The 15,543-nt window shown below is 46.8% G+C and carries 10 protein-coding genes; 5 read left to right on the forward strand and 5 right to left on the reverse strand.

Translation table 11 applies throughout. The annotated features are described in order from the left end of the window. Positions 1-9: 9 nt before the first annotated feature. Positions 10-1,569 (reverse strand): hypothetical protein, encoded by a 1,560-nt coding sequence (locus D9Y29_RS17975; protein ID WP_127130763.1) that lies wholly within the window; start codon positions 1,567-1,569, stop codon positions 10-12. A 198-nt stretch (positions 1,570-1,767) separates the two neighbouring features. Here D9Y29_RS17975 and D9Y29_RS17980 point away from each other — a divergent pair, with 198 nt between their 5' ends. The 3 genes from D9Y29_RS17980 (at position 1,768) to D9Y29_RS17990 (ending at position 5,549) form a co-directional block, all read left to right on the forward strand. Continuing rightward, the gene (locus D9Y29_RS17980) at positions 1,768-3,750 is read left to right on the forward strand and encodes a KUP/HAK/KT family potassium transporter (protein ID WP_127130765.1); all 1,983 of its coding nucleotides are present in this window, start codon (positions 1,768-1,770) and stop codon (positions 3,748-3,750) included. A 170-nt stretch (positions 3,751-3,920) separates the two neighbouring features. After that, on the forward strand, positions 3,921-4,709 hold the full coding sequence (locus D9Y29_RS17985; protein WP_127130767.1) for an alpha/beta hydrolase: 789 nt from the start codon (positions 3,921-3,923) through the stop codon (positions 4,707-4,709). A gap of 30 nt (positions 4,710-4,739) precedes the next feature. Then, positions 4,740-5,549, forward strand: a complete 810-nt coding sequence (locus D9Y29_RS17990) for an alpha/beta hydrolase (RefSeq protein ID WP_127130769.1) — start codon at positions 4,740-4,742, stop codon at positions 5,547-5,549. A 2-nt stretch (positions 5,550-5,551) separates the two neighbouring features. On the opposite strand, the gene D9Y29_RS17995 is transcribed toward D9Y29_RS17990, so the two are convergent. The 4 genes from D9Y29_RS17995 to D9Y29_RS18010 form a co-directional block, all read right to left on the reverse strand. Then, on the reverse strand, positions 5,552-6,487 hold the full coding sequence (locus tag D9Y29_RS17995; protein WP_127130771.1) for a hydrogen peroxide-inducible genes activator: 936 nt from the start codon (positions 6,485-6,487) through the stop codon (positions 5,552-5,554). 127 nt (positions 6,488-6,614) lie between these two features. After that, the gene (locus tag D9Y29_RS18000) at positions 6,615-7,523 is read right to left on the reverse strand and encodes a S66 peptidase family protein (RefSeq protein ID WP_127130773.1); all 909 of its coding nucleotides are present in this window, start codon (positions 7,521-7,523) and stop codon (positions 6,615-6,617) included. Next, positions 7,520-7,909 carry a helix-turn-helix domain-containing protein gene (locus tag D9Y29_RS18005; RefSeq protein ID WP_206513823.1) on the reverse strand — a complete coding sequence of 130 codons (390 nt, stop codon included), beginning with the start codon at positions 7,907-7,909 and terminating at the stop codon, positions 7,520-7,522. The genes D9Y29_RS18000 and D9Y29_RS18005 overlap by 4 nt, the downstream gene beginning before the upstream one ends. A gap of 425 nt (positions 7,910-8,334) precedes the next feature. Further along, positions 8,335-9,375, reverse strand: a complete 1,041-nt coding sequence (locus tag D9Y29_RS18010) for a S66 peptidase family protein (protein WP_127130775.1) — start codon at positions 9,373-9,375, stop codon at positions 8,335-8,337. A gap of 101 nt (positions 9,376-9,476) precedes the next feature. Between D9Y29_RS18010 and metG the strand changes: the two genes are divergently transcribed. Beyond that, a complete protein-coding gene (gene metG / locus D9Y29_RS18015; protein WP_127130777.1) occupies positions 9,477-11,558 on the forward strand; it encodes a methionine--tRNA ligase in 2,082 nt (693 codons plus the stop codon). A gap of 47 nt (positions 11,559-11,605) precedes the next feature. Next, the gene (locus D9Y29_RS18020; protein ID WP_127130779.1) at positions 11,606-15,460 is read left to right on the forward strand and encodes a hypothetical protein; all 3,855 of its coding nucleotides are present in this window, start codon (positions 11,606-11,608) and stop codon (positions 15,458-15,460) included. Positions 15,461-15,543 lie beyond the last annotated feature (83 nt).

Raw genomic sequence — 15,543 nt, forward strand, 5'->3', positions numbered from 1 at the left:
AAAAATGGTTTAGAAATCAATTTTTGCGAAAGTAATATAGTTTCTGTACAGGGCGGGCATAACCATACTACGTGAACTTATTTGTTTGCCCAATCTGGGCATGAAATCTACGCCCTTGTCGAGGTTTTTCAACGTGGGGTGTCTCGTAATCTTACCATTGGCATCGATGCTCTGATCGTTCAGGATGAGCGTACGGCGCTCGTACACGTTGAAGAGGAAGTGTAACTGGCCGCCGGTATTCAGGATATTATTGGAGATAAGATCGTCGTTATCATCATCAAACTGGCTCTTGGGGATCACATTGTTCCATTCCATATTCCCATCCTTATCGAAAGAAAGGATCATGATATTCTCCGCATAATAGCGGGTGGACTGGTTACCGCCCCACCTGTTGTAGCCATACCGGCTCCATCCCCAGGGAGAATAATAGGGCGAACCCCAGGAATAATAATCCATCGGGTATGCCCAGGGGTTACCCCAGCCCATATAATCCCATCTGTTAAAGGGACCTCCACGGGAAGTGGTGTACATAGACTCTGCGGTCAACAGGTAACCACCATCTTTTTTTATGATGATATTCTTGATGAAATAATCGTTGAAGGCTAACCGAAGATTGGCATCCGAGCCTTTTGCCTGCTTGCGAAGATCGTCGCTGAACATAAGTGTGCTCACACGAGCGGATGTGTCTGTGGCCTTGTCCCATACCATGGAATACAATCCTTCGATATTTCCTCTTTTTTGTTTGTAATAAAGCGCAGAGAAGAGGTATCGCCTGTTGGTATTGTCAACTTTTATCTTCACTTCATCCAGTAACAGCTTGTCGTCTGAATTCAGCACATGCGTGGAGAACTCAGTCCTGTTAAGCTTCTTCTGGATCATGGTTAGATCGGTGATATAATCGTTGCTGTTCTTTCTCCTGAACTTCCCGAATACCAGTTCGCCTTCATTGTCCAACAGGAAGTCTGTGAGGTAATCGTGTCGTTCTTCCATTGGGAGCGACAATTGCTGTTTTTCTTTCAACTGCAATTCCGCATCAAACAATAATGTGGTAAAAAGAAAGTTCTTTGGGTTCTTGCTATTGATCTTGAACACCATCACCTGCTGTTTATCATCACTGTAAATGGTAGTGTAGATCTTGTTGTTGGCTGACCAGCCGATACGGGTAGTGTCCAGCTCCACAGGATCTGTAAGGCGTTTGGCTTCTTCATTCAGCTTCACGCCCATGCAATACACCACGTTCTTGCGCTGGAACTGGTAGATCATCCAGGTGTGATTGGCATAAGGGATGAAATCGACATTGATCCAACGGTCGTCCATATAATCCAGTTTCACCCGGTTGATCAGTTTCATATCGTTGTCGTACACACTAATGGCATTGTCTGTACGATTGTTTTTGAAAACGAGGATATTATTGCCCACCTTCCCGATGATCTCGAAGTTGGTGCGGCGGTTATCTTCCCTTTCGGGCTCGGCATAGGCTATCTTTTGCGCCTGGGAAGTGAAGGGCAACAGTCCTGTGAGCAAGAGCACAGCAAGCAGACTGCACAGGGTTTTCATTCCGTTTTTCATAATAGCCAAATTACGCATTGTGAGTACCATGCCCAAAATTTACGGATAATTTTAAGTATTTATGTTCATTTAAAGAAGGAGTAAAAAACCGTCCCCGGTTTCAATTTTTTGCCTATACCTTTGTGTCAGCGCCCGGAATCTCCCAGGTGCTATTATTTTTTTGAAAAAACCCTTTGATAACGGGAAAGCTAACTCACTGTGGGCAAAAATATTAACAAAGTTACGGCGGGCACTCTACTCATTGCTTTAGGGATCATCTACGGCGATATCGGGACCTCTCCTCTTTACGTACTGAATGCAATTATCAGTGATAAGGTGATCACGGAAAAGCTGATCCTGGGATCGCTCTCCTGTATCATCTGGACCCTCACATTACAAACTACTGTAAAGTATGTGATCCTGACCCTCCGGGCTGATAACCGGGGTGAAGGCGGCATATTTTCGTTGTATGCGCTCGTGAGGCGGCAAAAAAAATGGCTTATACTTCCTGCGATGCTCGGCGGAGCTGCTCTCCTTGCAGATGGAATGATCACTCCTCCCATCTCTATCACCTCCTCCATTGAAGGTTTGCGCAATATCGAAGAGCTGGGTCCTATTCCGGATTCCACCATCGTTTATATCGTACTGGGAGTACTTACCGTTCTTTTCTTCCTGCAACAGTTCGGTACTCATAGTATCGGAAAGATGTTCGGCCCCATCATGCTCTGCTGGTTCATCATGCTGGCCACCCTGGGCACTGTACACCTCCAGGACGATCTGCATATCTTCAAAGCTTTCAGCCCCTGGTATGCCATCGACTTACTTACTACCTATCCGAAAGGATTCTGGATACTCGGCGCCGTTTTCCTCTGTACCACGGGTGCGGAAGCACTGTACTCCGATCTCGGTCACTGCGGACGTTCCAATATCCGCCGTTCCTGGATCTTCGTGAAAAGCTGCCTGATCCTGAATTATCTCGGTCAGGGCGCTTATCTCCTCGCCAATTTCGAAGGCGATAAAATGACTGCACAAATGCTGGCGGAAGGCTTCAATCCTTTCTACGCCATCATGCCCCAGTGGTTCGTACTGCCAGGTATCATCATTGCCACGGCTGCGGCGATCATCGCCAGCCAGGCGCTGATCAGCGGTTCGTTCACACTTATCAGTGAGGCCATGCGGCTCAACCAATGGCCCAAAATGCGCATCAACTACCCCACTGAAGAAAGAGGGCAGTTATACATTCCCGGCATCAACACCATGCTCTTCCTCGGATGCTGCGGCATCGTACTCTACTTCCAGAAATCATCCAGGATGGAAGCTGCATACGGGCTGGCTATCACCATGTGTATGATCGCCACCACCATCCTGTTTGCCAATTACCTGGTCAGCAGGAGAACGAAACCCATTTTTATCTATCTCTTCCTTACCGTTTACCTGAGTATCGAGCTAAGCTTCCTGTCTGCTAACCTGGATAAATTCCCGCACGGCGGTTATGTGACCCTGGTAGTAGGCGGCGGCCTCTTTGCCGTGATGTACATCTGGTATCGCGCCCGTAAGATCAAGAACCGGTACGTGGAGTTCGTCAGGCTGGAGCATTATATCCCGCAGATACAGGAATTGAGTAATGATAAGACTGTTCCGAAATACGCTACCCACCTGGTGTACCTCACCAGCGCCAATAACCCGAAAGAGATCGAGCACAAGATCATTTACTCAATCCTCAATAAAAAACCGAAACGAGCGGATATTTACTGGTTCGTTCACGTAGATACACTGGATGACCCATATACCTGCGAGTATTCGGTAGACCATATCATCCCCAATGATATCATCCGCATAGAATTCAGACTTGGATTCAGGATCGAACCGAAGATCAACCTCATGTTCCGTAAAGTGGTGGCAGACCTGGTGGCCAACAAGGAAGTGAATATCACCAGCCGCTACGAGAGCCTCGAAAGGAACAATGTAGTAGGCGATTTCCAGTTCATCGTAATGGAAAAATTCCTCAGCCAGGATATCGAACTGCCCATTACCGAACGTATGATCATGAAGCTCTACTTCTGGATCAAGGAATACAGCCTTTCGGAAGAAAGAGGTTTTGGGCTCGATGTGAGCAATGTAACAGTGGAGAAATTCCCGCTGATCGTTGCACCGGTGACCAACCTCAACCTGAAACGCATCAATAACGATGACGGATTTTAACTCACGGCGTTACCAGTCGCTCGCCTCCCGGCGAGTGACCTGTATTTGTTCGCCTCCGGCGAACACCGCGTCGCCGGAGGCGACTAAACAATAGTCACTCGCCGGGAGGCGAGCGACTGCCACACTCGGAATTAACCGCGCTTTTTGTATCTTACAGTAAACTGACTGTATTGCCTACATTCGTTTGGTATATCATCCTCGGAATTGCCGCACTCAGCATCATTGCTTTTTTCATACAGGATAAACTCATCTTCAAACCGGAAAGACTACCCGCAGATTTCCAGTTCAAATACGATGTTCCCTTCAAAGAGCTCTTCTTCGATATCGAGCCGGGCGTACGGATCAACGGCCTGCATTTTTACAGGAAAGACTCCAAAGGCATCATCCTCTACTTACACGGCAATACCCGCAGCATCAAGGGCTGGGCAAAATATGCCCGCGATTTCTACCGCTACGATTACGATGTGGTGATGGTGGATTACCGTGGATTTGGAAAAAGCACCGGCAAAAGAAGCGAAAAAGAGATGCTGTCCGACATGCAATTTGTGTACGACACGCTAAAGAAACAATGTCCCGAAAATCACCTGATCCTCTACGGACGTAGTATCGGCAGCGGATTTGCCACGAAGATCGCTTCGGATAACCATCCCCGCTACCTGATACTGGACAGCCCTTATTACAGCTTCAAGAAAGTAGTGGACCGCTTTCTTCCCATCCTTCCTGTACGCTTTGTACTGCAGTATCACCTGCGTACTGATCTCTGGATCCGGAAAGTGAAATGCCATACATATATCATTCATGGAACCCGCGACTGGCTTATTCCCATCCGCCACAGCGAGAAACTGCAGGCCATCAACCCCGATATGATCACGCTGATCCGCATCCATGGCGGCGGCCACAACAACCTTTCTAATTTTCCCGAGTACCATAATTTTATCCGCGATATTCTCAAGGATTAACTACAGCCTTGCTAACTTGCAGGCATTCGTATGAACAAAAAGAAGATCATCAGGTGGATGAAGATTTTGCTGCTGGTGTATTGCATCATTGGCATCGCGATCTATGGATTGCAGGACTATATCATGTTCCGTCCGGTAGCAGTAGACAAATCGCATAAATATGATTTCAAGATTCCTTATCGTGAAGTGAACCTCCCGTATTCTGCCAGTGTGAACATCAATGTGATCCAGTTCACCACTACCGATTCTGTTCCCAAAGGCGTGGTACTGTATTTCCATGGCAACCGCAGGAACATCTCATGGTATGCGAAGAATGCACCCGTGTTCACACGCAACGGATATGAAGTGTGGATGCTCGACTACCCGGGATTCGGCAAAAGTACCGGCACTTTTTCGGAAGCGAAATTATACGAATGGGCATTACTGTTATACAAGCTGGCGCGTGCGCGTTACAAGCCCGACAGTATCGTTTTGTATGGGCGCAGCATGGGCTCTGGCATTGCTGCACAACTCGGATCAGTACGGGATTGCAGGAAGCTGGTGCTGGAAACGCCTTACTATGATTTCCCCAGCATCCTCAGCTCAAGGATCCCCATCTATCCAATGGAAAGAATGATCAAATTCAAGATTCCCACCTGGCAATACCTGCAGGAAGTAACAGCCCCGGTTTCCATCTTCCATGGCACATCCGATGGAGTGATACCATACAGGAATGCATCAAGACTGAAACCTTTCCTGAAACAAAAAGATGAATTCATCACTATTGAAGATGGCAGCCATAACGACCTGCCGGAGTTCCCCATCTATCAGCAAAAAATGGACTCCTTACTGAAGTACTGATCTTATACCGGCACCACTTTCAGGCTCTTGTTCTTTCTGACTTTGTCGGGAATGGCGGAAATAATGGAGTCTTTCAATACTTCTATCAGTCTTTTCTTTACAAAATCCCTGTGTACCACCACGCTTACTTCCCGCATGGGAGCGGGCTTTTTGAAATGCCGGACCAACTGCATTTTTTTATGGTCCATGTCCATGGTAGTGAGTTCAGGAAGAATGGTAATGCCGTCATTGAGCTCCACCATACGGCGCAGGGTTTCGATACTGCCGGCTTCATATTCAAACTGGGTACCCATTTCCGTTGCCTTGCGCAGCTCACACAGGTTCACGATCTGTGAACGGAAGCAATGGCCCTCTTCCATCAGCCAGAGTTTGTTGGGATCGATGTCCTGCGGAAGTACATATGTTTTTTTAAAAGCGGCATTCTTTGGCGAAACATAGGCCAGGAATTCTTCGTAGAACAGAACATGTTCCTTGATGCCTTTCTCCTGGAGGGGCGTTACCAGGATGCCGGTATCGATACGGCCTTCGCGAAGCCGGTTGATGATATATTCTGTCCGCATCTCCTGCACTATCAGTTTCACATGCGGATATTTCTTATTAAAAGCGGGAACAAACAAAGGCAGCAGGTAGGGTGCAAGTGTAGGGATGATGCCGATCCGCAATTCACCGGTAAGAATGCCGCGCTTGTGCTGAACAATCTCGGTGATCAGGTTCCGCTCTGCCAGTACTTTCCTCGCCTGCTCGATGATCTCCATTCCTGCCTCTGTGGGCACAACGGGCTGTTTGCTCCTGTCGAATATTTTAATGCCCATCTCTTCCTCCAGTTTCTGGATCTGCATACTGAGCGTAGGCTGGGTAACAAAACAATGCTCGGCGGCTAAAGCAAAATGGCGGAAGGTATCTACGGCTACTATGTATTCCAGTTGCACAAAGGTCATGCGATAAATATAGATTTTAGCTATGATCGTATGAAATCAATCGATCTGATTTATCGCCAAATTTATTAACTTTTGTATCATTAATCCCAAATTTTCAAATCCTGTGTTGTAGATCCATATCCTCAATCTATTCTTCCAGCGTCACTTTATTGGTACCCACTTTCAACTTATACCCCACACCTACTTTCAGCGCATAATTCTCTTTGCCATGGCTCACCGGAAAATTAAAACAAACAGGGTAGTCATATTCTTTGACCAATTCATGAATAATCTCGTCCAAAGTTTTCCCGAATGGCCTTTCCGTGTCCTTCATATCCGTAAAACCTCCAAGGATCAATCCTGCCAGCTTTTCCAATTGCCCGCTACGTTTGAGCTGATAGAGCATCCTGTCGATACTGTAGAGGTATTCCCCAACATCTTCAATAAAAAGTATGCGCCCTTTTGTTTTCAATTGGGAAGGCGTGCCGGTGATATTCGCGAGTAAGGCCAGGTTACCGCCCACCAGTTCTCCAACGGCTTCACCTTTTTGATTGAATTCGTGCGGTGCACAGGAATACTTAGCCTTTTTACCTTCCATTGCTTTTTTGAGGCTCAGCACATACTCATTCCTGAAGCCTTCATCATTAAAGGCCGCCGCCATGGGCGCATGCAAAGTGGCGATCTTATAATTTGAATAGATATGCGCATGTAAAACTGTAATATCGCTGAACCCGATGATCCACTTGGGCTTCTTCCTGAAAGATTTGAAATTGATCTGGTCAATGATCCTCCCCACACCATAACCGCCCCTCCCACAGAGGATAGCCTGAACAGCATCATCATCCATCATTTGCTGTAAGTCCTGCAGGCGCTCCTTATCGGTGCCTGAAAAATAATTCTCTGAACCGCTGCCGAGGGTTTTGCCAACTTTCACTTTGTACCCCCATTCCTGTAATGCTTCGATACAGGTTTGCGCTTTTTCTTTTGCCATGAAACCAGCCGGACAAACAATGCCGATAGTATCTCCTGGCTGCAGGTACGATGGTATTCTGATCATTTTACAAAAGATGTTTTGGATGCTTTACCGGATTTGGTGGTCTTTGCTGATTTGGAAGTTTTTGTTGACTTCGCCGGAGGGTTGAGTTTATAAGGCCTGTTCCATAACTCCTGCCTGAAACTAAAACGCATTCCCAGTTTACGGATGAAAGATTTGGAAAAACCACGACGGTAATGGAGGATATCCGATACCAGGCTTTTGCTTACTCCTAATTCTTTTGCCAGATCGGCAGCTTTCAACCGGTTCTGTTCCATCACAAATTTGAGGGATGAAACAGGATCGATGGGCTCCTGATCTTCTTCAGCATCCTGCTCTCTGTCATATGCCTCAATAAGCACTGTAAGCAGCTCAATAATTTCTTCCTGAGCTTCAGAATGATTTTTCATATCTGTATATTGCTCCAGTATATTGCAATACTCTATGTACTGCTTGTAATCTTTGATAACTTTAAAAGGAAGCGTTATTTCCATAAAAGTAATTTTAAAATGCCTGAATAGTATACTGCAGATTCTTTTTACACAGTTCATCATAGGCCGCATGCGTTCCTCTCTTTCACATATTTTTTCAAGGTTTCTTCTTTCACCAAATGAACCTTCTTCATTCAACCGAATTGTAAAGTTATCAAAAAAGTTCTCAAAACGCGTACTTTTTTTTCTCCGCTTTTTTTCAAAACCCATACACGTTTTCCCCTGATAACAAGAAACGAGGAAAATTTTACTAATCGGTGCTCAACTATTTTTCTAACCCTGCTATCTATTCGAAAAAAAACCTGCCGGAATCCGGCAGGGTTCAAATATTATTGTTGATCGTCTTATCTTTTCTCCTTCAGCTCCACTCCTTCGGCTCCTACTGTCAACTGATGCATCACACCACATTTCAGGGCGAAATTATTCTTCTGATGCCCTACAGGAAAATCAAAACAAACAGGAAAGCTGAATTCTTTCACTTTCTCCATCACAATATCGATCACAGTTCTGCCAAATTCCTCTCCCGGATCATCGGGTTTTATTTTGAAACCGCCTACCACCAGCGCGGCCAGGTCTGACAAATTACCGGACCGCTTCAGGTTCCAGAACATTCGGTCGATACTGTACAGGTATTCACCGGTATCTTCCACAAACAGTATCCTGCCTTTGGTATTGATACCGGACGCACTGCCTCCAATGCTCTCGATGGTTTTGAGATTGCCGCCAACCAATAATCCCTCTGCCACGCCCATCCGATTGAATGCAGATGGCTGTGTCTTATATTCCATCCGCTCTCCCGAAAGTGCAAGACGAATGCTCAGGATAGTGCTCTGCTGAAGCGGATCCGCCTTGCTCCAATCATCCGGAAAACTGTTGCACATTTTGGAATGGATACTGGCAACAGGATAATTGGCGCTCAGATGGCAATGCATTACGGTAATATCGCTAAACCCGATGATCCATTTGGGTTGTTGCACAAATGAGGAAAAATCAAGCTGATCGATGATTCGCACCATACCGTATCCCCCCCGTGCACACATGATTGCTTTGATGGAGGGATCGTCCATCATTTCCTGGAGATCCGAGGACCGGTCATGGTCCCTCCCACCGAACGTGAAATCCCGCATGCCTACGGTCTTGCCCGGACGCACTTTGTAGCCCCAGCTTTCCATTTGCTGAATGGCAGGTTTGATGGAATCGAGGGTGATGTATCCCGCCGGGCAGGTAATGCCGATGGTATCTCCGGGTTTCAGATATGGAGGAATGGCAGGCAATAGTCCGGATGATGCAGTCTGCTCAACTGCTGCAAGAGCCGGAATGGCCGGGATCAACGGCAAGCCGGCGCCGGCCAGGCTAAGGGAACGAAGGAAATGTTTACGGTTCATCTCCTAAAGTTATCGAATCCGTGCATTTTGACGTTGCCCCCAATTCCGGTATTTTTGCAGCCAACGTCTGATGAATCAGATCCTAAAGATCAATACTACAAATGACAGATTTTAAAAGATACTTAGTTACAGCAGCGCTGCCCTACGCAAACGGCCCCGTGCATATTGGTCACCTTGCAGGCTGCTACCTTCCTTCAGATATCTATGTACGTTACAAACGTGCCCGCAAAACCGATATCAAATTCATTTGCGGATCGGATGAGCATGGCGTACCCATCAACCTCCGCGCCAGGAAAGAAGGTGTTACACCACAGCAGGTAGTTGATAAATATAATGCCCTCATCAAAGAAAGCTTTGAGAAGATGGGCATCTCCTTCGATATTTACAGCCGCACCTCCAATAAAGTACACCACGAGACTGCACAGGCATTCTTCAAAAAACTGTACGACGAAAAACTATTCGAAGAGAAAGAAACAGAACAGTTCTTCGATGAAAAAGCAGGCCTCTTCCTTGCCGACCGCTACATCATGGGCACCTGCCCTGTTTGCGGCAACGAGAACGCTTACGGCGACCAGTGCGAACGCTGCGGCACCAGCCTCAGCCCCGAACAACTCATCAACCCGCGCAGTTCTCTCAGCGACGCTATCCCTGTAAAGAAAAAAACCAAACACTGGTACTTCCCTTTACAGAACTATGAGCCATGGCTCAAGGAATGGATCCTGGATGGCCATAAAGAATGGAAGAATAATGTATACGGACAATGCAAAAGCTGGATCGAGAACGGCCTTCAAAGCCGCGCCATGACCCGCGATTCCGACTGGGGCGTGAAAGTGCCTCTACCCGGCACCGAAGGCAAGGTACTCTACGTTTGGTTTGATGCCCCCATCGGTTATATCTCCGCCACCAAAGAACTGACCGATAAATGGGAAGACTATTGGTGCAAAGAGGATTCAAGACTGATCCATTTCATTGGTAAAGACAATATCGTTTTCCATTGCATCATCTTCCCCAGTATGCTCAAGGCACACGGCGGATTTGTTGTGCCTGATAATGTACCGGCCAATGAATTCCTGAACATCGAGGGTGAAAAAGTATCCACCTCCCGCAACTGGGCCGTTTGGATCGATGAATACGTTAAAGATTTTCCGGACCAGCAGGACCTCCTGCGCTATGTTCTCTGCGCCAATGCACCGGAAACAAAAGACAACGACTTCACCTGGAGAGAATTTGCCGACAGGGTGAACAATGAGCTGGTGGCTTCTTTCGGAAACTTCGAGAACCGCACATTTGTGCTCATGCACAAACTCTGCGGAGGTAAAGTGCCGCAATTACATACAGATATTCTTACAGAAGAAGACAAGAACATGCTGGCCGAATTTGAGATCGCCAAAGGCAAAGTGGAAGCCCACCTGGAACAATTCAGGTTCAGGGATGCACTTGCTGAAGTGATCGAACTGAGCAGCAAGGGCAATAAATACCTGCAGAACAAAGAACCCTGGAAAGTAGAAAAGAAACTGGCCGAAAATCCGGCACTGCAAAAAGATATAGACAACTGCCTGCATATCTGCCTGCAACTGACCGCCAATCTCGCCATCCTCATCAATCCCTTCCTGCCATTCACCGCACAGAAAATGATCCACAAAATGAAAGTGGTAGACAAAATGCTGGAATGGGAGAATGCAGGAAAAACTAAACTGCTGAGTGTAGGTTACTCGCTTCGCGCTCCTGAATTACTTTTCAACAAGATCGAAGAAGATATCGTGAAAGCACAGGTTGAGAAACTGCACGCCAATATGGTGAAACCAACTTCTACTACCGCTCCAGCAACTACTACGCCTGCAGTCGCATCAGTAAAACCTGCCATCCAGTTCGACGACTTCGCCAAAATCGATCTCAGAACAGGCACCATCCTCTCTGCCGAGAAAGTGGCAAAAGCAGATAAGCTGTTAAAGTTGGAAGTGGACCTCGGATTCGAAAAGCGTACAATCGTATCCGGTATAGCCCTTCACTACAACCCGGAAGACATTGTTGGGAAACAGGTGGTAGTAGTGGCCAATCTTGCTCCACGCAAGATGAAAGGCATCGAGAGCAATGGCATGATCCTGATGGCTGAGGACGCAGCAGGAAAACTACATTTCGTAAAACCTGAAAATGTTGTAGATCCCGGCTCAGGCGTTAGCTGATAGTTCGATAGAAATCAGTAAATTACTGATGAATCGGAATTCTATTCATGACCTTTATTAAGCTGGGAAAGAAATTCCTCAAAATAACAGGGATCATTATCGGTTCCCTGATCATCTTGCTGGCCCTTTTCTACTGGTGGTTCATCCATCATGCGGAAAGGGCCATCGAAGATGTAGTTTACCTGCAAAGTCATGGCAAGTTGAAAGTAGAGATCGGAAAGATCAAATACAACTATGGCAGGAAACTCTCCATTCAGAATATCAGTTTCTATACAGCAGACACCACAGGCGAAAAAATGGGATACAATTTCCAGGTCCGTCAGCTGCATCTAACGGTAAGGTCTGTCCGCTCACTCATCTTCGACAAACAACTGCTCATCGATTCCATCCTGGTGCAATCCCCCGATATCACCATCACCCGCTTGCAGAAAAGTGAACAAAGACATATGTCGCTTCCCGAAGAAATGGGCAAGATCTATGAGTCCATCGAAAAAGCATTGCAGGTGCTCGAGATCAGCCGATTCCAGATCGATAACGCGAAGTTCACGTTACAGGATAAAACCGCCCCCCAATTGCAACCACTCACCATCGGGCGTTTACATTTCCATGTAGACAATTTCAAAGTGGACACTTCAGTCCACAAACAGCGCGACAAATTCCTGTTCTCCGACAATGTGGTGCTGAGTTCAGATCATCAATCATTCATGCTGCCGGACGGCAATCACCATATCGCTTACAAGAATTTCAACATCAATATCAGGAACAGACTGGTGGAACTGGATAGCTGTACCATTACCGCTTACCGGCATCCTTGTACATTACCCGTGTTCAAAATGTTTGTGGATACGATGATGCTCACCAATGTCGATTTCCTTGCGTTATCCCGACAAGGCCTTATCCGTGCAGACTCCGTATACCTGGTGAACAGCGATATCCGTTTGAATATCGAAGAAGACAGTATTGCTCCCCGCAGGAAGAACAAGAAGCCGCTCAATATCCAGCATGTACTCAGTGGAATCGCCAGCGATATGCAGCTGGCCTATATCGGCGTGAAGAATTCCAGCGTGAATGTGACCACCTCAAAAGGACATCAGACCAATACTTTTTCAAGCAACAGAAATAATTTCGAACTGTATAATGTAAAAGTGGACACCAGGGCCGAAAAGCCCATCAGCATCGAGCAGTTCCTCATGGCCATCCGCAATTACGATGGCTATGGAAAAGACAGCGCCTACCGCCTGCAATTCGACAGTATCCGTTTCACCAACAATACCGTACGCCTGGATAATTTTTCCATCACCACCACACCAGGCGCCCGTGTGCCCGCTATCAGAAACTACAAGATCCCGTTATTTGAATTGAAAGGATTAAGCTGGCAGGCCCTGCTCTTCAACCGTCATATCGCTGCCCGCGAAGCAATACTCCATCAACCGGTATTGCAATATGAAAAACTGCCCTGGAAAGACACAACAGACCGGAGATCTATCTATGAGCTGTTCACCGTGCTGGATACCATCATCAACCTGCGGCGTATCAGCATGGTTGACGGACAACTGGATTTCAAACTCAACCGCAATACACGCATCGTACTGAATAACGTCAACAGTTCAGTGAATACAGACCGCCTGTTGAGCGCCACCAGTTCTGGCTTTATCGAAAGCTCCGTTGAAAGCCTCGCTTTCTCCAAAGGCAATATCGCTACCAAACACCTGCTCATCGATATGGACCGCGCCTATTTTGAAGGAGGCAGCCGGTCACTGGTGATCAGGAAATTCAATCTTCATCACAAAGAACAACAGGTTCGTCTCTCTGCCGATGACCTTGCTTTGCAGGACCTGTTGATTAACGACAGCATCCACCTCCTCCGCATAGATCATATCAGCTGGAAGAAAGCCGATGTAGATATCGAAATGAAGGCATCGAAGAACGATAGCGCAGCTGCTACTCTTCCGCTAAAGTTTTTCGTAAACGGCATTCAGCTGAACAATACCAATATCAATTTCAAGCGGGGCCATCAATTGCTCAAAACCCTTATCAGACAGGCTTCTGTTGGCAGTATCATCAAAGAAGCGGACGCTCCGGTTCAGCTGAACCAGGTACACCTCAAAGGCGGTCCGCTCGCTTTTTCGGAACCAGGCACCACTATTGGCATTTCTGCCTATGATATCCATGAAGGCCGCGCTTCCAGCCTGGATGGCATAATGGTAAAGCATCATCAGCAGAAGGATTCAATTTCTCTGAATGCAAAGTCAGTTTCATTCACACCATTCATCGAAACAGCATCGAAAGGCCCGCTTCGTATCAACGACGTAGTGATCAATGAGCCTGAATTGAACATGATTGTTTACCCTCACGCACAGAAAACATCCCATAAAAGCCAACCCTGGCCGGAACTGGAAATGAGCTCTCTCAAATTGCTGAGACCGGCTGTGACCTTAAAAGAAAATAAAGATTCCGGTTTTACATTGATGCAGCTGCAGCCCGCCAGGTCAGCCGACAGACTAACGTTGACGGATATTCGCATTCACCATTCACCGCATAATCAGCTGACGGCCGCCACAGCTCATTGGGAAAGCAGTCGGTTCAATATCGATGAATCAGGGAAAGACAGTAGCCGGATCGCAGCGGGAGCCCTTAGCGTTCATTTCAAAGACCTTTTACTTCAACAGGCTTCAGCCATGAAAGCCACTGCCCTGGTACAGCATGCAGCTATTCACGATTTCGGGAGCACAAGCAGGAACAAAGGGAATTCAATACATGCAGATTCGCTCTCCATGGAGAACCTGCATTTCAATTCTGCCTGGCTGAAAGAGCCCGAGCAATTCTTCAGGAACAGTCCGGCCATGTCCATACATCATTTCACCGGCTATCAAATAAGTAAAACGGACCATCTCACCTGGCAGAACCTGCGCTATAGCAATGAACACAAAGAGCTATCGCTTGATTCTTTCAGTTACACACCTGTTGCGGACAGGGAAGAATACATTGCAGCCCATCCATTCCAGACCGATTATATCCAGGCGAAGTCCGGCGCTATTCAAATAAAAAATATCGAACCCAGGATGTATTTCAACGATAGTACGCTATTCATTTCAACCATTTCCATTCAACATCCCCGTATCGATGTCTTCCGCGATAAACGCCCTCCCTTTCAGCATGGCATTTATAAACCATTGCCCACCGCGCTGGTACAGAAGATCCCATTCCTGTTTTCCATCGATACCATCCAGGTACATGATCTCACAGTACAATACTCTGAACTCAGCGCCAAAACAGAACAAACAGGCGTTGTGCTTTTCACGCATATCGATGCTTCCATTTACCCGGTAAGGAATATTGACCTGAGCCACACCGATAGTTTGCGTTTACGGGCAACCGCCAGGTTCATGGATAAAATAGGTATCAAACTGAATATGGACGAAAGTTATACAGACAGTCTCAAAGGCTTCCTCCTTGACGTGCACATGAGCCCCGCGCACCTTCCCATGCTCAATCCCATACTCGAACCACTTGCCAGCATCAAAGTGCGCAGCGGTGAACTGGATACGATGATCCTCCGGGCCATAGGACGCGATTATGTTTCACTTGGAGAAATGCAAATGCAATACAGGAATCTCAATATACAGTTCCTGAAAAATGGAGTTCAGGAAAAGACGACTTTCATAACGCGCTTCATTACCTGGGCTGCCAATCACCTGGTGCTGCGAAAACATAATGAAAAAAGAACAGGCACCGTATACTTCCGCCGTTTCCGAGACAGGTCCATTTTCAATTACTGGGTGAAGATGACGCTCAGCGGTGCGGCCAGCAGCGTTGGCGTAAAGAAAAACCGCAAACTCCTTAAACGTTACCATAAGGCCCTCAAAAAAAATGAGTTGCCTGCCATCCAATATTTTGAATAATTTTTTTCAAGCAGCCACTAGCCCTTTATCGTTTTTTGTTCTATCTTCGATGGAAATAGTTGTTTAACTAACTAATTTTTTCG

Origin of the sequence: Pseudoflavitalea rhizosphaerae, assembly GCF_003991355.1 — a bacterium.
Classification (GTDB): Bacteria; Bacteroidota; Bacteroidia; order Chitinophagales; family Chitinophagaceae; genus Pseudobacter; species Pseudobacter rhizosphaerae.

Excerpts from the sequence above, each read along its gene's own strand:
- D9Y29_RS18010 (WP_127130775.1), bottom strand. The coding sequence starts at position 9,375 with ATGAACCGTAAACATTTCCTTCGTTCCCTTAGCCTGGCCGGCGCCGGC.
- metG (WP_127130777.1), top strand. The coding sequence starts at position 9,477 with ATGACAGATTTTAAAAGATACTTAGTTACAGCAGCGCTGCCCTACGCA.
- D9Y29_RS17995 (WP_127130771.1), bottom strand. The coding sequence starts at position 6,487 with ATGACCTTTGTGCAACTGGAATACATAGTAGCCGTAGATACCTTCCGC.
- D9Y29_RS18020 (WP_127130779.1), top strand. The coding sequence starts at position 11,606 with ATGACCTTTATTAAGCTGGGAAAGAAATTCCTCAAAATAACAGGGATC.
- D9Y29_RS18000 (WP_127130773.1), bottom strand. The coding sequence starts at position 7,523 with ATGATCAGAATACCATCGTACCTGCAGCCAGGAGATACTATCGGCATT.
- D9Y29_RS17975 (WP_127130763.1), bottom strand. The coding sequence starts at position 1,569 with ATGAAAAACGGAATGAAAACCCTGTGCAGTCTGCTTGCTGTGCTCTTG.
- D9Y29_RS18005 (WP_206513823.1), bottom strand. The coding sequence starts at position 7,909 with ATGAAAAATCATTCTGAAGCTCAGGAAGAAATTATTGAGCTGCTTACA.
- D9Y29_RS17990 (WP_127130769.1), top strand. The coding sequence starts at position 4,740 with ATGAACAAAAAGAAGATCATCAGGTGGATGAAGATTTTGCTGCTGGTG.